Below are 17944 nucleotides of genomic sequence, written 5' to 3'. Positions count from 1 at the left end.
TTTAACCGCCCTGTGTCGCTTGGATAACAATCACGCGATCACCCGCGGTCAACCGGCGGTTCACCCATTCGCTCCGTGAAACGACCGCGCCATTCAGCGCCGCCGCGATGCCCTTGCGCTCCGCCAACCCGAGCCCGCCCATCAAAACAGCCAGCGGCGTCTCCGCCGCGATTTCACGCGGCTGGTCATTCACAAAAACTCTCATCACGCCCGCCGCCACCGTAGTTGCCGCGTCACTTGTCGCGCTCATCGTTTCTCCTCCGCCGCGTACAACTCTCCGCCCGCTTCGCGAAATTCGCCGGCCTTCGCTTCGAGGCCCGCCTGCAACGCCGCCGCTCCATCCATGCCGTGCTCCTCTGCATAGCGGCGCACATCCTCGGTTATTTTCATCGAACAAAACTGCGGCCCGCACATGGAGCAAAAATGCGCCGTCTTCGCGCTGTCCTGAGGCAGCGTCGCATCGTGAAACTCCCGCGCCTTCTCCGGATCGAGCGAGAGATTGAACTGATCCTCCCAGCGAAACTCGAAGCGCGCCTTCGACAGCGCATTGTCGCGATACTGCGAAGCCGGATGCCCCTTCGCGAGATCCGCCGCATGCGCCGCGAGTTTGTACGCGATCACGCCCGCCCGCACGTCGTCCCTGTCCGGCAGCCCGAGATGCTCCTTCGGCGTCACGTAACAAAGCATCGCCGTCCCGTGCCAGCCGATCATCGCCGCCCCGATCGCGCTCGTGATGTGATCGTAGCCTGGCGCGATATCCGTCGTCAGCGGCCCGAGCGTGTAGAACGGCGCCTCCCGGCACCACGCCAGCTGCTTCTCCATATTTTCCGGTATCATGTGCATGGGCACATGCCCCGGCCCTTCGTTCATCACCTGCACCCCGCGCTGCCACGCGCGCTCGGTCAATTCACCCTGCGTCTTCAACTCACCGAACTGCGCGTCATCGTTCGCATCCGCGATCGATCCCGGCCGCAACCCGTCACCAATCGAGAACGAGACGTCATACGCCGCCATGATGTCGCAAATCTCTTCCCAGTGCGTGTAGAGAAAATTCTCCCGGTGATGCGACAAACACCACTTCGCCATGATCGACCCACCACGCGAAACGATCCCCGTCATGCGCCGCTCCGTGAGCGGAATATAACGCAGCAACACGCCCGCATGAATGGTGAAATAATCCACGCCCTGCTCCGCCTGCTCGATCAACGTGTCGCGGAAAATCTCCCACGTCAGCTCCTCCGAACGCCCGCCGGCTTTTTCTAGCGCCTGATAAATCGGTACCGTGCCCACCGGCACCGGACAATTCCGCATGATCCACTCGCGCGTCTGGTGGATGTTTTTTCCTGTCGAAAGATCCATGAGCGTGTCGCCGCCCCACTTCACCGACCACCGCATCTTCTCCACCTCTTCGTCGATCGACGACGCCACCGCCGAGTTGCCGATGTTCGTGTTGATCTTCACGAGGAAATTTCGACCGATGATCATCGGCTCCAGCTCCGGGTGATTGATATTCGCCGGGATGATCGCCCGCCCGCGCGCCACTTCATCGCGCACAAACTCCGGCGTGATCTCGCGCGGGATCGACGCGCCCAGCGGATTTCCCGCGTGCTGCCGCCACAGCGAATTCCTCGGCCCCTCTGCCGTCATCTCCAACAAACCCTGCGCCCGCTGCAGCTTCATGTTCTCGCGAATCGCGATGAACTCCATCTCCGGCGTGATCTCGCCCGCCCGCGCATACGCGAGCTGAGTCACCACCTTGCTAGGCTTCGCGCGCAAAACCGCCCGCTGCGACCGGTCAAAAAACTTGATCGGATTGCGCCGACCTTCCGCCTCCGCCTGCGCGCGATGCTTCTCCGACAAATAGCCATCGTCCATCGGCTGCACCGTCCGTCCTGCAACCTCCTCCACATCCCCGCGCTCCTGAATCCATTTCGCGCGCAACGCGGGCAGCCCAAACGACGCATCGCCATGAAACGCCGCATCACCCCACGGCCCCGACGTGTCGTACACGCGTATCGACTCATTGGGCACCTCAGTGCCATTGGGCAGTTTCGTCGGCGACAGCGCGATCTCGCGCATCGGCACGAGCAAATCGGAACGCGACCCCGGCACATAAACACGGCGCGATGCCGGGAAAAGCCGGTGCGTCGACGAGAAGCCCGGCGGCACATAATCAGAGTGAGCGGTGGTGGTGACAGATGACATTGGAGGGAGCTTTATGGGTTCCACGCCCAACGCCTCCATAAGTCTGCAAGCTCCGCTCGCGTGTGATCGCGCTCGGCTCCTGTTTTCCCTACGGCGGTGTTAAACGCATCAGGTTCGAAGGCTTTAAGAGCGGATCGTGCTCTAATCTCACCCTGGCGCCCCAGGGTCTCCTAAACAAAGTGAGCCGCACAGAGTCCCCGCCTCAGAAAATTTTCAACTGAAAATTTCTTCCGCACTTCTCTGGCCCTCTGAAAAATTCTTTTCTCAGCCAACAACCGCGCAAGGCAGCAACGCCGCGTCCTGCATGCCGTGAATGATTTTTTTATCCGGCGGACAAAACGTCGCGAGCGCTCCGCTCAACACCGATTTCCCACCGAGATTAAAATAGTAAGGGCACAACCGCAGCCGCCCATCGACTTCACGCACCTGCTGCTCGCGATCATACACGCGATGCTTCACGCGACGCGGTTTTTTATACTCCTGCAAAATATGCAGATTCGTCGGCGCATCCTTGATCGCGATCTCCACACCTTGCTGCCACTCCTCGCGCGAACAATCGCTGCCGAGCACCACGCTGCGCGCGCCCCACGCCGTCTCATGATAGCCGCTGATCTTGATGATCAAATCGCGCTCCTTCTGCGACGCGCCCGCGAGCTGCGACCAACTCGTCAGCGAGCGTCCGCCAACCTTCGGCCCATCGAGCACCGCGCCTGGCGGCAACGGCGCCGGATCAATAATCCACGACGGCGGGATGAGTTGCTTGAGCAACTTCAACGAACGCCCGCTCAACGTCTCCGCCCAGAAATCTGCGAGCAAATGATGATGAAAAAGCGCCAGCCCCAGCTTCTCCTCTTGAAACGGCCGCATCGGCGGCGCGATCACCACTTCACCCGCCTGCCACGCCTCAAAGAAAAAATTCGCCGTGCGGATGTTCGCTAGATCGAACAGCTCGAAGAAGCGATAGATGATATCGATCTTCTCCGGATTCCCTTCGACATCGAAACAAAGAGAACTGCCCAGCGGAAAAACATCCTCGGGATCGAGACAGAACACGCGCTTCCCTTGAAGCTGCAGCTGCTCCGCCAGCCAGTGCATCTCGGGACGGTAAGTCGCTGCCTCATCGCTCACCACAAGCGCGATAAGCGGATTGCGCACATCCGTCCGCAACGCTGCGAGCGAATCGTAGAAGCCGCGGATCATCGCATCGCCAACCCCAAGCACCGACGGATCAGTAATCTCTTTCGCGCCGCCATACATCCGATTGAGAAACGCCGTCAGCCCGATCCCGCCCGGCACCGAGTCGAGCTCCGTCATCACGAAGCCTTCATCCGTCAGCAACAAATCGGGCCGCAACACCGTGGGAAACACACCGCGATTCTTCGGATCGCGCGCATGAGCGACGAGCGACGCAGGTTTTCCTCGATCCAGATAATCCGCCACCCACGGCGCGAGCAACGGCTTGTTACGCAGCAGATTTTTCCCCGCGACCGAGCGCAGATAAAGCGTCTCCAGCGCCTGGTGATACTCCATGCACGCCACGCCGATCGCCTCGAGTTCGCCAATCTGCTCCTTCGTCAGTGGCCACGCCGCCGGTGAGAGCTGCCAGGTTTTATCCTCGAAGAGGGATTGCGAGGCGAGTGAGGCGCGGATCGTTTCGTAGGCGAGATCAGGCATGGACCGGGAAAAGCCCATACAGCTGACCGAATGCCGCATTTCCGCAACCCCGCCGTGCGAAACGTTTCCGCTACACACGGCACAGTCCGGCGCTTCGCTGTCTCACGATCACTCCACGCGCAAAATATACCCGCGCAGATACTCGCTCTCCGGCATCGTCACCAGCACCGGATGATCCGGCGGTTGATGACAAAATTGCATCACCTGCACGCGCCGCTTCGCATCTGCCGCCGCTTCCGCGAGCACTTCGCGCAACTCCGCGTCCTGCATGTGATGGGAACATGTATACGTCGCCAGGATGCCACCCGGTGTGAGCCGCTGCATCGCGCGCAAATTGATTTCCTTGTAACCACGGAGCGCCCCTTCGAGCGCGCTCTTCGACTTCGCGAACGGCGGCGGATCGAGCACGATCATATCCCACGTGTCGTCGCCGCGCTCCGGCGCGTTAAAAAAATCAAAGACGTTCGCCACCGCGAAATCCGCCTTCACCCCCGCGCGCTCCGCATTCCGCTTCGCCTGCCCGATCGCGTCTTCCGCGCTATCGAGCCCGAGCACACTCGCCGCACCCGCCTTCGCACAGTGCAGCGCAAACGGCCCTTGATTACAGAACGCGTCCAGCACCCGCCGACCCGCCGCGTACCGCGAAACCACGACATGCTGCGTGCGTTGATCCAGATAAAATCCCGTCTTCTGCCCATTCTGCAGATCGAGCCAGTACTCGAAGCCATCGATCTTCACCCAGCGCGGCTCCCACGCATTTCCGCTGAGCGTCGTCACTTCCTGCCCGAGTCCTTCGAGTCGCCGGATCGTCGCATCGTTGCGAAAAATAATCTCCGCCGGCTTCACCAGCTCCATCAACACGCGCCCGATTTCATCCCGGCGCTTGTCCATCGCGAGCGTCTGGATCTGCACCACCAGCGCATCGCCAAATTGATCCACCACCACGCCCGGCAAATCATCCGACTCCGACCACACCAGCCGCCGCGTCGCTGCGCCCGCACCGCGTCTGGCCAGCGCCCGCTTCACCGCGCCATGCAGATACGCTTCATCCAGCGTCACCGCTTCCCGGCTCAACCGCCGCCAGCAAATCTGCGACCGGCTGTTATAGATTCCACTACCAAGAAACCGCCCGGTGCGATCCCGGCATTCCACCACTTCGCCGTCATGTTCAGGTGCCAGCAGCACCTCGACTTCATTGGCGAACACCCACGGATGTCCCGTGAGCACACGTGCTTTGACGTTGGACTTGAGCTTAAGCGAAGCAGGCATCGCCTCGCATCATCACGCTGCGCGTGAACCGGAGAAGCAAATTCTCTCAGTGATGAGCGGCCACATCGCCTTCAGGCATGTGGTGCAGGTCACCGTTCTCGTCTTCAAACCACTCGGGTTTTTGAGACAAAGAAGAGACGAGCAAATAGACGCCGGTGAAGTAAAAGGCCGCAAAAACTGCAATCGCGATAACCATAAGGGGGTGGGTAACTGCGAAATTATGTAGCATGGTTGTTATGAAAAATCTACGGGCGATTTCGCTAAAACTTTAGAAAATTTGCCGCCCGATTGCACTAAGGCCCATACCCCAAAAGCCGTCGGGAGAGTTCTTCACACCTCTCCCATTCACAAACACGCCTCCCACGTTCTCCCCGGAAAATTAGAGTGGTGCGCCCCGTCCACCTCGGTACGTTCGCCCCTCTTTTCCCATGTCGCCCGCCGCTGAAATCGCCCGCCGCCGCACCTTCGCCATCATCTCCCACCCCGATGCGGGTAAGACGACGCTCACCGAGAAGTTCCTCCTCTACGGCAACGCCATCCACCTCGCCGGCGCTGTCAAAGACCGCAAAAACCAGCGCGCCACCGCCTCCGACTGGATGGAGCTCGAAAAACAACGCGGCATCTCGATCAGCTCCACCGTTCTCCAGTTCGATTACAACGGCTGCGCGGTTAACCTCCTCGACACTCCCGGCCACAAAGACTTCTCCGAGGACACCTACCGCGTCCTCACCGCCGTTGACGCCGCTCTCATGGTGATCGACGCCGCCAAGGGCGTTGAAGCCCAGACCCGCAAGCTCTTCGAGGTCTGCCGCCGCCGCGGCGTCCCGATATTCACGTTCATGAATAAGTGCGACCGGCCCACGATGAACCCCATCGCGCTGCTCGACGAACTCGAGAGCGTCCTCGGCCTCCAGTCCTCCCCCGTCATCTGGCCCCTCGGCAACGGCCCGTCCTTCAAAGGCGTCTTCGACCGCCGCACCCGCGAGGTCCATCTCTTCGAACGCGTCCCCGGCGGCAAATTCCAAGCCCCCGTCAACGTCGCCGATCTCAACGATCCCCTCGTCCGCGAAAAACTCGACGACTACACGTTCGACCAAGTCCGCGAACAACTCGAGATGCTCGACGGTGCCGGCCACCCGTTCGATCTCAACGCCGTTCAACACGGCCAGCAGACTCCCGTCTATTTTGGCTCCGCCGTAAACAACTTCGGCATCCAGCTCCTCCTCGATGGTTTTCTCAAAGACTCCGTCCCGCCCGCCCCGCGCAAATCCGTCACCATCTCCGTCCCCGGATTTCCTCAGCCAACAACCGCGCGCGAAGTCCCCGTCGATGATCCGAAGTTCTCCGGCTTCATCTTCAAGATCCAGGCCAACATGGACGCCAAGCATCGCGACCGCATCGCCTTCCTCCGCATCTGCTCCGGCAAATTCGAGCGCGACATGGTCGTCACCCACCAGCGCACCGGGAAACAAGTCCGCCTCTCCTCCTCGCACAAACTCTTCGGCCGCGACCGCGAAACCGTCGACGAAGCTTGGCCTGGCGACGTCATCGGCCTTGTCGGCCACAGCGAATTCGGCATCGGCGACACCCTCACCACCGACCGCAGCATCTGCTACGACGAGATCCCGCGCTTCCCCTCCGAGGTCTTCAGCTACATCTCGAATCCAAATACCGGAGACGCCAAAAAATACCGCGCCGGCCTCGAGCAGCTTCTCCAGGAAGGCGTCGTCCAGTCCTTCAACGCCCGCAACGCCCCGCCCGGCGCCACCCTCCTCGCCGCCGTCGGCCCGCTCCAGTTCGAAGTCGTCCAATGGCGCCTCCAGTCCGAGTACAACGCCGAGTCTAAACTCGTCCCCGCTCCCTGGACCCTTCTCAAATGGGCCGAGCCGCACCCCGCGCTTAAAAACCCCTCCTCCATCGTCGTCGCCCAGGGCGTCAGCTTCGGCACCGACAAATTCGATAACCCGATCGTCCTCTTCCCGAACGACTGGACGCTCCGCTACTTCATCGAGAAAAACCCGGAGCTAAAACTCCACGACATGCCCATCGAGCAGACTAAAACCTGAGCGGCGCTCCCTCGCCTCGTTTCCCCTTCTTCGCTGAAAGGCCCGAGATCCCTCGGGCCTTTTTCTTTCCCCAAAAACATCACTCTCCTCACCGCCGCCGCCCCTCTGCCCAATCCTGTTCATTCTGTTAATCCTGTCCAAAAAATCGCCCGTCTCCGCTCCGGCAACTAATCGCAACCCCCGCACGCCCGCTCTCAACCCCGTCCCGTTGACCACCCCGCATCCACGTCGAAGCCTGCTCGCACTCCCCACCATGCGCTACCCCGCCGCCCCCGCCCCCACGTCCACTTCCACGCGTCGCGTCCCCTCCGTCACCACCGTCATCGCACTTCTCGCGCTCACCTTCTTCGCGACTTTTCCGACCGCCCCCGCCCGCGCCAAATCCTCCGAATGGCAGGACCTCGCAGGTACGAAGTTCAAAGGCGAACCCGTCGAAGTCCTCGGCCCCTTCGCCCTCTTCAAAACCAGCCTCACCACCGGCCGCCGCATGATGCTCCGCGGCCTCGCCCCCGACGACATCCTCCGCCTTCACCACGAGATCTCCGCCCGTCCCGCCCGCGCCGCCACCTGGGCCAACGCCAAAAGCCCCGCCACCTCCGACCTCCTCGGCCGCGTCTTCACCGTCGAAAATCAAAAACTTGTCCCCGCCGATCTCTCCCGCCTCCCCGAGCCCGAACTCCTCCTCGTTCTCTTCGGCTCCCACAACGACGGCGAATCCTGGGAAATGCTCCGCACCTTCACCGCCACCTACGAGCGCATCCAGCGTGTTTACCCCGGTAAAGTCGGCTGCGTATTCATGGGCGTCCGACACTCCGAATCCGAACACCGCCGCATCGCCACCACCACCTCGATGCCGTGGTTCGTCGCCGACCTGCCCGCCCAGAACGGCATGAACGTCCTCAACCGCTTCACCCCCGCCGAAGGCACCCAGATGGTCCTCCTCTCCCGCCACGGCGTTCCCCTCCTCGGCGCCCGCGCTTCCAGTCTCGGCGAAATCAAAAAATTCGCCGACGAGCTCTCCGCCTTCCTCGCCGCCATCGACCCTGCCAACCCCCGCAGCTGGCCCGACCGCAGCCACTACCTCTCGCTCACCCGCCCCCTCGACTTCGCCAGCAAATCCACCGGCCCCCTCCTCCTCGGCGACCCCCTCCGCGCCGACGGCCTCCGCCAGCGCGGCATCACCCGCATCGACGCCCGCCTCGCCATCGACGAACAAGGCCGCGTCACCGACGTCACCCTCCTGCCGACGTCCGTCCTTCCCGAGCCCATGAAAACCCCGCTCGCCGACGCCCTTCGCAAACAAGCCGTCTTCCTCCCCGCCCTCGACCAAAGCACCCCCGTCGCTTCCTCCTACGACTATTCCTTCGTCGTCCCACCCGAAAACAAATCCATCGCCGCCGACACCTCCTGGCTCAACGGCGACGCCCGCACCGAAATCCCCCTCCCCACTTGGCTCATCCTCGAACCCATCAAAGTGGAGGAAAAAAACTTCTCCGACATCGATCACGTCGCCGCCGACGACACCGTCATGCTCAAAGCCCTCAGCGTCTCGACCGCCAAAGTCTCCCGCGCTTCCCAGATGAATGCCTTTAACACCGACTGGTTCACCGAAGCCGGCGCCGACACCGTCCGCCCCACCGAAGGCGACCCGCAACCCATCGATGGCGCCACCCTCACCTGGAAACGCGACGCCGCCCCCGACGGCCTCGTCGATTTCGGCGAACACGACTACAGCGTCGGCTACGCCTGGACCGAATTCGATTCCCCCGCCGACACCGATGCCTGGCTCGGCCTCGGCTCCGACGACGGCGTCAAAATCTGGCTCAACGGCCACCTCGTCAGCGACCGCTGGATACGCCGCATGAGCCGCCTCGATGACGACGTCGTCCCCCTCCGCCTCAAAAAAGGCAAAAACCGCCTCCTCATAAAAATCCAGAACGCCACCGGCGGCTGGAGCTTCATCACCCGCCTCCGCACCCGCTGATCCAACTCTTTCTCATTTCTCTTCCTCCGTCCTCTCGCCCGCTCTCATCTGCTCTCAACTCTCAACCCTCAGCTCTCAACGTTTCCTTCCCCTTTCCTCTCGCCGCGCCGGACAAAAATCCCCTTCCTGCGCCGCATGTTTTTCGCCCGCCTAGCTCGCCCGTTTTTTCTCCGCCTTTCGCTCCTCATTGCAATCTGCGCCGCCGCTCCGACTGCCGCGCTCGCCCAGACCAAAAGCAAACCCGCCACCGGCACTGCGGGCATCTATAAAGGCTACGTCGTCACCGACGCCGCCACCGGCAAAATCCTCCTCGAAGACGGCGCCAACACCGTCACCCCGCCCGCCTCGATGACGAAGATCATGACCTTCCTCATCGTCTCCGACGCCATCAAAGCCGGCACTATCGCCCTCGACACCCCCGTCCGCATCACCAACGAAGACGCCAAAATGGGCGGCACCGGCGTCTGGCTCGATCCTCGCGAGACCTTCACCGTCGAGGAACTCCTGCTCGCCACCATGATCCAGTCCGCCAACGACGCCGCCCACGCCCTCTCCCGCGCCGCCGCCGGCTCCCGCGAAGCTTTCGTCGAACGCATGAACGCCCGCGCCCAGGCCCTCGGCATGACCCGCACCCGCTTCACGTCCCCCCACGGCCTCCCGCCCTCCTCCCGCCAGCTCGCCGACAGCGACCTCACCACCCCCGCCGACTTCGCCATCCTCTGCCGCGAAGCCATCACCACCACCGACATCCTCCGCTACAGCGCCATCAAAACCCAGATGTTCGGCACCTCCTCCCGTCCGGCCGATAAACAGATCCGGATGGATAACCACAACAAACTCCTCGGCCGCGTCGCCGGCGTGGACGGCCTCAAAACCGGCTACACCAAAGCCGCCGGCTACTGCCTCAGCGCCACCGCCGAGCGCAACGGCCGCCGCCTCATCGTCGTCATCATGGGCAGCTTCGGCGTCGGCGGCCAGATCGACACCGGCCGCTCCCGCGACCTGAAAACCATCGAGCTCATCGAACGCGGCTTCTCCACCCTCGCCGCTCAATCTCCCGCCATTCCCGCGTCTCCTCTCGCCCCCCCGCCGCCCGCTACACCTCGCACCACCAGCCCCGTTTCTGCCCCCAGCCCAGTCACCGAAAGCGGCCCCACCCGCGGCAACCTCACCGCCCCCCGCCGCCCCGACCCTTCCCCCATCACCACCCCCTCCGACGAAAAAACGGCCGCCCCCGTCGACGAACCCACCGTCAAATTCGTCCCCATCGCACCGCCCGTCCCCTCGAAATCAAAATCCCGCTGAGCGCCCCGCTCCACCCGCCGCCTGCATAAATGGAGGACGACCTCCGTGTCGTCCGGATCGCTCTCCCGCGCTTCCCCTTCCGATGTAGGCGGGGTACCCCCACCCCGCGTTCGACTCCGACTCACACTCCACCACTAGACAACTTTGCTATAGTCCGCCTCATGCCTCTCCTGCGGCCCCTTCGCTTCCTCCTCACGGTCATCCTCCTAGGCACCCTCGCGTCGCTCATCCCCGCGACCTCCGCCGCCGACGCACCCGCGAAGCCCCTCGTCGTCACGACCAACACGATCCTCGACGACTTCGTCCGCACCCTCGGCGCCGACGCCCTCGAAGTCCGCTGCCTCCTCACCCCCGGCCGCGATCCCCACAGCTACGATCCCACGCCCGCCGACATCCGCCTCCTCACCCGCGCCGACCTCATCGTCGTCAACGGCCTCGGCTTCGAAACTTGGCTGGAGAAACTCATCAAAAACTCTGGCACCCGCGCCACCGTCCTCACCGCCTCCACTGGCATCGAGCCCCTCCACGCCCCCGATCACCACGACCACTCCGCGCACGATCACGCCCACCACGACCACGGCGACCTCGACCCTCACGCCTGGCACGACCTGCGTAACGCCTCCCGCTACGTCGCCAACATCCGCGACGCCCTCACCAAACTCGCCCCCTCCTCCGCCGACGCCATCAACACCCGCGCCACCGCCTACCTCGCCGAACTCACCGCCCTCGACACCCGCTTCCGCGAAACCATCGCCGCCCTCCCCGCCGCTCGCCGCAAACTCGTCACCTCCCACGACTCCCTCCGCTACCTCGGGCACGCCTACGGCCTCGAAATCATCCCCATCTCCGGCCTCCGCCCCGACCAGGAACCCAGCGCCAAACAACTCGCCACCATCGTGAAACTCCTCCGCCGCGAAAACATCCGCGCCGTCTCCATTGAGTCCACGACCAACCCCAAAATCCCAACCCTCCTCGCGAAAGAAGCCGGCGTCGCCATCGTCAACGAACTCTACACCGACAGCCTCGGCACTCCCGATTCGCCTGCCGCCACCTTCCTCGCCATGGCCCGCGCCAACCTCGAAACCATCACCACCGCCCTGAAATAGTTCGCCAGCATCTCTGCATCCTTCGCTCCGCCCTTAGCGCCTTCGCGTCTTTGCGATTCCTCCGCCTCCGCCCTGCTCCCTCCGTCTCTCAACTCTCAACCCTCAGCTCTCAACTTTCCGTTGTCCCACGCCCCCCACAACATCCTGCGCATCTCCGACGTCACCGTCCGCCACGGCCGCGTCACCGCGCTCGATCGTGTCAGCGTGAACATCCTCTGCGGCAGCCTCACCGCCCTCCTCGGCCCCAACGGCGCCGGCAAGTCCACCCTCCTCCGCGCCATCCTCGGCTGGCACCCGCTCGACACCGGCGAGATCCGTATCGGCGATCACCATACCCACCACCAGCTCCCGCGCCTCGCCTACCTGCCGCAACGCCACCTCATCGACTGGGACTTCCCGATCACTGTCCGCGCCGTCGTCGAACAAGGCCGCTACCCCGCCCTCGGCCTCTTCTCCCGCTTCTCCAAATCCGACCACGCCGCCGTCGACCGCGCCCTCGACGAACTCGACATCGCCGCCCTCGCCGGCCGCCAGATCAGCCAGCTCTCAGGCGGACAACAACAACGCGTCTTCCTCGCCCGCGCCCTCGCCCAAGGCGCCGACATCTTCCTCCTGGATGAGCCCTTCGCCGGCCTCGACCTCCACGCCACCGAGGAACTCGCCCACATCCTCCGCGGCTGGCAGGCCCAAGGCCGCACCGTTGTCGCCGTCGTCCACGAACTCGCCCTGGCCCGCGAACACTTCGTCAACGCCGTCCTCCTCAACACCCGCCACATCGCCTCCGGCTCCGTCGCCGACGTCCTCAACCCGCACAACATCGACACCGCGTATCGAGGCGGCCACTGCGCCCACATCGACGACCCCTTAAAACTCATCCGCACCGCCACCTTCCCTAAATAACATACGCCCGTCCGTCTTCCGAATATAAGTCCTATAAGTCCCATGAGCCCTATAGGACCTATTTCAGCGCTTCCGCTCTTCCGCGTTTCCGCGATCACTTCCGACTCCACCTCACCTCTTTCGCTCCGCCCTTAGCGCCTTCGCGTCTTCGCGATTCACCTAACCACCACCCGCGATTCCCGCCGATTTCGCCTCACTGCCGATGTCTTTCCACGAGCTGCTCATCGAGCCCTTCACCTTCGAGTTCATGCAACGCGGCCTGCTCTCCGCCGCGCTCCTCAGCCTCAGCGGCGGACTCCTCGGCTCGATCCTCGTGCTCCGCCGCCTCGCCCTCCTCGGCGACGCCCTCTCGCATTCCCTCCTCCCCGGCGTCGCCCTCGCCTTCCTCCTCTTCGGCGCAAACACCCTCGCCCTCTTCCTCGGCGCGCTCATCGCCGGACTCCTCACCGCCGCCGGCAGCGCCCTCCTCAGCCGCCTCACCCGCATCAAAGAAGACGCCGCCTTCGGCGCCCTCTTCGTCATCTTCTTCGCCGCCGGCATCGCCCTCGTCTCCCTCATGAAGTCGCGCCTCGACCTCATGCACTTCCTCTTCGGCAACATCCTCGGCGTCAGCCCCGACGACCTGCTCCTCTCCGCCCTCGCCAGCTCTGTCACCCTCGCCGTATTCGCCATCTTCCGACGCGGCATCCTCCTCGAAACCTTCGACCCCATCTTCCACCGCGCCACCGGCGGACGCGGCACACTCGTCCACCTCGGCCTCCTCGCTCTGACCGTCCTCAACCTCGTCGCCGCCCTTCAAGCCATGGGCATCGTCCTCGCCCTCGGCCTCTTCCTCCTCCCCGCCGTCACCGCCTACCTCTGGTGCGATCACTTCGGCAAACTCCTCCTCACCTCCGTCGCCCTCGCACTGATTGGCACCATCAGCGGCATCCTCCTCAGCTACCACGCCGGCCTCGCCAGCGGCGCCAGCATCGTCCTCTGCCTCGGCGCTGCCTTCCTCTTCTCTGCCATCGCCAGTCCCCGCTACGGCCTTGCCTCCCGCTTCCGCACCCACGAAGGCAAAGGCGTGATCCGCTCCTCGGAGTAAGAATCGAATCCCAAGACGCGAAGCAGCGAAGCTCCGAGCCCAATCGTGGTTCTCCTTTCCTCCGACTTCGCCTCAGCGTCTTCGCGACTCAACTCCGTTCCTAAGCAGTTTTCCTCTTTGCGTCCGATCTTCGCGTCTTAGCGTCTTTGCGATTCAACTTACCGCCGCATGCCAGACGTTCCCGCTCCAAACTCCGCCGCCGCACCCGACTTAGCCGCGGTCAAAACCTACCTCCTCGGCCTGCAGGACAACATCTGCCGCGAACTCGCCGCCGAAGACGGCTCCGCCGATTTCATCACCGACACATGGACCCGCCCCGAAGGCGGCGGCGGACGCACCCGCATCCTCACCGAGGGCGCCGTCTTCGAAAAAGCCGGCGTCGCCTTCTCCCACGTCACCGGCGACAAACTCCCGCCCTCCGCCACCGCGCACCGCCCCGAACTCGCCGGCAAAAAATGGGAAGCCCTCGGCGTCTCCCTCGTCATCCACCCGAAAAATCCCCACGTCCCCACCAGCCACGCCAACGTCCGCTTCTTCTGCGCCCACAACAGCGTCTCGGCCTTACCCACGCCTGCGTCCGCCTCCGACCATTCAACTTTCAACCTTCAACCTTCAACCCAAACGGGCGCGCCCGCGCCCGTCTGGTGGTTCGGCGGCGGCTTCGACCTGACTCCGTACTACGGCTACGAAGACGACTGCGCCCACTGGCACCGCACCGCCCGCGACGCCGTCGCCCCCTTCGGCGAAACGCTCCACCCGCGCTTCAAAAAATGGTGCGACGACTATTTCTACCTGAAGCACCGCGCCGAACCCCGCGGCATCGGCGGCCTCTTTTTCGACGACTTCAACGAGCTCGGCTTCGACCGTTCCTTCGCCCTGATGCGCGCCGTCGGCGACGCCTTCATCCCCGCCTACCGCCCCATCGTCGCGAAACGAAAATCAACCGCCTACAGCGACCGCGAACGCCAGTGGCAGCTGTACCGCCGCGGTCGCTACGTCGAATTCAACCTCGTCTGGGACCGCGGCACCCACTTCGGCCTCCAAAGCGGCGGCCGCACCGAATCCATCCTCATGTCCCTCCCGCCCCTAGTCCGCTGGGACTACAACCACCAGCCCGCCCCCGGCTCCCCCGAAGCGCGCCTTCACGAGGTCTTCCTCAAACCCCGCGACTGGGCAGGTAATTAATTCCGCCGACTTCCCATGCAGACTTATCTTAGTGGTGAAGAAGTCATGCTCGGCGACGTCGTAACGCGGAATGGCGAAGATGAAGGCTGGATTATGTCACTTCAAGACGGGCTTCCTGAATGGGGACTGACCGAAGCTGATTCACGCGGGCTGGTCATGATCAAATGGCAGAAGCTAGGACTCGTCTGTGAAAACACCTCAGACAACGAAGACCTTCAGCTAGTGCGCCGTGCTCCGCCCTCAACTTGAGCGTTGAGCGTTAAACGTTGAGCGTTGAGCGTTCCCCCTTTCCGCCCTCCGGACCATTCGCCTCTCGCCCTTCGCCAATCTCCGAAAATGACTTCCCGCGCCCGCTTCCTCGCCGCCCTCGCCTGCCAGCCCCTCGAGCGCCCGCCGCTCTGGGTCATGCGCCAGGCCGGCCGCTACCTGCCCGAGTACCGTGCGCTCAAAGCGAAGTCTTCCTTCCTCGAAATGGTGAAGACCCCCGCCGTCGCCACCGAGGTCACCCTCCAGCCGCTCCGCCGTTTCCCCGGCCTCGACGCCGCCATCCTCTTCTCCGACATCCTCGTCATCCCCGAAGCCCTCGGCCAGCCCTACGCCTTCCGCGACACCGGCGGCATCGCCATGAGCTACCGCCTCGAAACGCGTGCCCAGGTCGACGCCTTGAATCCATCCGAAGCCGTTACCGAAAAACTCGCCTACGTCGGCGAAGCCCTCGCCCTCCTCAAAAAGGAGCTCACCACCTCCGCTGATCCCGCGATCTCCCACAAAGCCCTCCTCGGCTTCGGCGGCTCCCCCTGGACGCTCGCCACCTACATGGTCGAGGGCGGCAGCTCCGACGACTTCGAGCGCATCAAACTCCTCTTCTACACCGACCGCGCCACCTTCGACGCCCTCCTCGAAAAACTCACCGCCGCGCTCATCGTCTATTTCCAGATGCAGATCCGCGCCGGTGCCGACGCCATCCAGATCTTCGACTCCTGGGGCGGCATCCTCTCCGGCCAGGATTATCAAGCAGCATCCCTTCGCTGGATACGCCAGATCGTCGCCGCCCTCCCCGCTGGTTTCCCGATCATCCTCTACGCCAAAGGCACCGCGACCCAGCTCACCGACCAGGCCTTCTCCGGCGTCCGCGCCATCAGCCTCGACTGGACCCACGAGCTCGCCATCACCCGTCGCAACCTCCCCGACAACATCGCCGTCCAAGGCAACCTCGACCCCGTCCTCATGCAGACCACCCCCGAGATCGTCGCCCGCGAAACCACCCGCCTCCTTGAATCCATGCGCGGCGCCCACGGCCACATCTTCAACCTCGGCCACGGCATCACCCCCGCCGCCAAAATCGAGTGCATGCACGCCCTCGTCGACACCGTCACCACCTGGAAAAACTAACTCCACCACCCGCTTCACGCCCTCCGCTATAAGTCCTATCAGTCCCATAAGACCTATAGGCCCTATTCCGTCCTCCGCTCCCTCCGCCGTCCCACCGTGGCCCACTCCTCGCCCACGCCACCCAGCTCCAGTGTGCTTCCCATCGCCGTCATCGGCGGCGGCATCACCGGCCTCGCCGCCGCTTGGAAACTCACGCAGCTCGGCCACCGCGTCCGCCTCTTCGAAGCCTCCCCCCGCCTCGGCGGCGTCATCCGCAGCGAACGCACCCCCGAAGGCTGGCTTATCGAGTCCGGCCCCAACTCCTTCCAGGAAAACTCCCGCGAAACCGCCGACCTCCTCACCCAACTCGGCCTCGCCTCCGAAATCCTTCCGACCAGCCCCGCCGCGAAAAAACGTTTCCTCGTCCGCCGCAGCCGCCTCCACGCCGCGCCGATGTCGCCCCCCGGCCTGCTGACCACCCCGATCTTCACCCCGCTCGGCAAACTCCGCCTCCTCCGCGATCTCTTCACGCGCTCCTTCGACCGCGAAACCGACCTCTCCCTCGCCACCGTCATCCGCGAACACTTCGGCCGCGAGTTCCTCGACTACGCCTTCAACCCCTTCGTCTCCGGCGTCTACGCAGGTGACCCCGAAAAACTTTCCGCCCGCTATTCTTTCCCATCACTCTGGGTCGCCGAGCAAACCCACGGCTCCCTCATCCGCGGCCTGATCGCCCAATCCCGCGATCGCCGCCGCCGTGGCCACCCCAAAACCCGCCTCCTCTCCTTCCGCGACGGACTCCAAACCCTCCCCGACACCCTCGCCCGCTCTCTCCCGCCCGGCAGCACCTCGCTCTCGACCCGCGTCGAAACGCTCACCCCTCCGTTCGCCCTCGGCGCTCCTTGGCGCGTCACCTTCCGTCACATCCTGCCGGCCTCCGTATCCGAGTTTCCCTCCACGTCCGTCGCCTCCTCCAGCGATCTCGTCACCGAAAATTTCTCCGCCGTCATCCTCGCACTCCCCGCTCACTCCCTCGCAAAACTCGTCTTCACGACCAACGACCACCGCGCCCTCACCGACCGTCCCCTCGCCTCGCTCGCCGAAGTCGTCCACCCGCCCGTCTCCTCCCTCTTCCTCGGCTTCCGCCGCGAACAAATCGCCCATCCACTCGACGGCTTCGGCGCCCTCGTCCCCGCGCTCGAAAAAAGAAAACTCCTCGGCGCTCTCTTCTCGTCCTCGCTCTTCCCCAATCGCGCCCCTGAAGGTCACGTCGCGCTTACCGCTCTCGCCGGCGGCACGCGTCAGCCCGAGATCGCCCGCCTTTCCACCGACCGCCTGCTCGCCGAAATTCTCCCCGACCTCCGCCAGCTCCTCGGCATCACCGGCGATCCCATTTTCCTCCGCCACAACTTCTGGCCGCAAGCGATCCCCCAATACGATCTCGGCCACGAACGCTTCCTCGCCGCCATGGAAACCTGCGAACACACCTACGCCCGCCTCTACATCGGCGGACAAACTCGCAATGGCATCTCCGTCCCCGCCTGTCTCGAAGCCGGCCTCGCCCTCGCCGACCGCGCCATCCGATAAACCAGACCCGGCAGTTACACGGAGCAAACCCGGAGCCCACCGAGAGTCTGACCGCAATAATCCTGCCCGCGGGCTCGTCGCCAGTTCCCAATAGGCATCACCAGCCGCGAGACTTCTGATCGCTAAAACGTCTCTCCATCCTCTGTGAAACCTCTCGCGCACTCCGTGTAACTTCCGCCGAGTTCGGTGCCGAATTCCCCTCCGG

Annotated in this window: 15 protein-coding genes and 1 riboswitch; of the genes, 10 read left to right on the top strand and 5 right to left on the bottom strand. The window is 63.7% G+C overall.

Annotated features, from left to right (window positions below):
* Nucleotide 1 precedes the first annotated feature (1 nt).
* The 5 genes from thiS to CMV30_RS19930 form a co-directional block, all read right to left on the bottom strand.
* On the bottom strand, nucleotides 2-193 hold the full coding sequence (gene thiS, locus CMV30_RS14510; protein ID WP_217494400.1) for a sulfur carrier protein ThiS: 192 nt from the start codon (nucleotides 191-193) through the stop codon (nucleotides 2-4).
* A 53-nt stretch (nucleotides 194-246) separates the two neighbouring features.
* Nucleotides 247-2205 (bottom strand): phosphomethylpyrimidine synthase ThiC, encoded by a 1959-nt coding sequence (thiC, locus tag CMV30_RS14505; RefSeq protein ID WP_096057783.1) that lies wholly within the window; start codon nucleotides 2203-2205, stop codon nucleotides 247-249.
* 68 nt (nucleotides 2206-2273) lie between these two features.
* Nucleotides 2274-2387: riboswitch (TPP riboswitch) on the bottom strand.
* Nucleotides 2388-2469: 82 nt separating this feature from the next.
* Entirely contained in the window at nucleotides 2470-3879 is a 1410-nt protein-coding gene (locus tag CMV30_RS14500) for a hypothetical protein (RefSeq protein WP_096057782.1), read from the bottom strand.
* A 108-nt stretch (nucleotides 3880-3987) separates the two neighbouring features.
* On the bottom strand, nucleotides 3988-5148 hold the full coding sequence (locus tag CMV30_RS14495) for a class I SAM-dependent rRNA methyltransferase (protein ID WP_096056703.1): 1161 nt from the start codon (nucleotides 5146-5148) through the stop codon (nucleotides 3988-3990).
* A gap of 46 nt (nucleotides 5149-5194) precedes the next feature.
* The gene (locus CMV30_RS19930) at nucleotides 5195-5344 is read right to left on the bottom strand and encodes a hypothetical protein (RefSeq protein WP_175414892.1); all 150 of its coding nucleotides are present in this window, start codon (nucleotides 5342-5344) and stop codon (nucleotides 5195-5197) included.
* 232 nt (nucleotides 5345-5576) lie between these two features.
* Between CMV30_RS19930 and CMV30_RS14485 the strand changes: the two genes are divergently transcribed.
* The 10 genes from CMV30_RS14485 (at nucleotide 5577) to hemG (ending at nucleotide 17739) form a co-directional block, all read left to right on the top strand.
* Entirely contained in the window at nucleotides 5577-7214 is a 1638-nt protein-coding gene (locus tag CMV30_RS14485) for a peptide chain release factor 3 (RefSeq protein WP_096056701.1), read from the top strand.
* Nucleotides 7215-7467: 253 nt separating this feature from the next.
* Nucleotides 7468-9198: a PA14 domain-containing protein gene (locus tag CMV30_RS14480; RefSeq protein ID WP_096056700.1), complete on the top strand. Its 1731-nt coding sequence runs from the start codon at nucleotides 7468-7470 to the stop codon at nucleotides 9196-9198.
* 135 nt (nucleotides 9199-9333) lie between these two features.
* Entirely contained in the window at nucleotides 9334-10503 is a 1170-nt protein-coding gene (locus CMV30_RS14475; protein WP_096056699.1) for a D-alanyl-D-alanine carboxypeptidase family protein, read from the top strand.
* Nucleotides 10504-10664: 161 nt separating this feature from the next.
* On the top strand, nucleotides 10665-11609 hold the full coding sequence (locus CMV30_RS14470) for a metal ABC transporter solute-binding protein, Zn/Mn family (protein ID WP_175414891.1): 945 nt from the start codon (nucleotides 10665-10667) through the stop codon (nucleotides 11607-11609).
* Nucleotides 11610-11729: 120 nt separating this feature from the next.
* Nucleotides 11730-12509, top strand: coding sequence for a metal ABC transporter ATP-binding protein (locus CMV30_RS14465; RefSeq protein ID WP_175414890.1), 780 nt, complete (start codon nucleotides 11730-11732; stop codon nucleotides 12507-12509).
* 202 nt (nucleotides 12510-12711) lie between these two features.
* Nucleotides 12712-13596, top strand: a complete 885-nt coding sequence (locus CMV30_RS14460) for a metal ABC transporter permease (protein ID WP_096056696.1) — start codon at nucleotides 12712-12714, stop codon at nucleotides 13594-13596.
* Between the two features lie 168 nt (nucleotides 13597-13764).
* Nucleotides 13765-14781: an oxygen-dependent coproporphyrinogen oxidase gene (gene hemF, locus CMV30_RS14455; protein ID WP_096056695.1), complete on the top strand. Its 1017-nt coding sequence runs from the start codon at nucleotides 13765-13767 to the stop codon at nucleotides 14779-14781.
* A gap of 15 nt (nucleotides 14782-14796) precedes the next feature.
* Nucleotides 14797-15030, top strand: coding sequence for a hypothetical protein (locus CMV30_RS14450; protein WP_096056694.1), 234 nt, complete (start codon nucleotides 14797-14799; stop codon nucleotides 15028-15030).
* Nucleotides 15031-15117: 87 nt separating this feature from the next.
* On the top strand, nucleotides 15118-16173 hold the full coding sequence (gene hemE / locus CMV30_RS14445) for a uroporphyrinogen decarboxylase (RefSeq protein WP_096057781.1): 1056 nt from the start codon (nucleotides 15118-15120) through the stop codon (nucleotides 16171-16173).
* 96 nt (nucleotides 16174-16269) lie between these two features.
* Nucleotides 16270-17739, top strand: a complete 1470-nt coding sequence (gene hemG, locus CMV30_RS14440; RefSeq protein ID WP_096056693.1) for a protoporphyrinogen oxidase — start codon at nucleotides 16270-16272, stop codon at nucleotides 17737-17739.
* The last annotated feature ends 205 nt before the right edge of the window (nucleotides 17740-17944 follow it).

The organism is Nibricoccus aquaticus (genome assembly GCF_002310495.1).
Lineage (GTDB): Bacteria > Verrucomicrobiota > Verrucomicrobiia > Opitutales > Opitutaceae > Nibricoccus > Nibricoccus aquaticus.
Note: the sequence above shows the minus strand (reverse complement) of the source record. Positions and strands in the feature narration are given on the sequence as shown.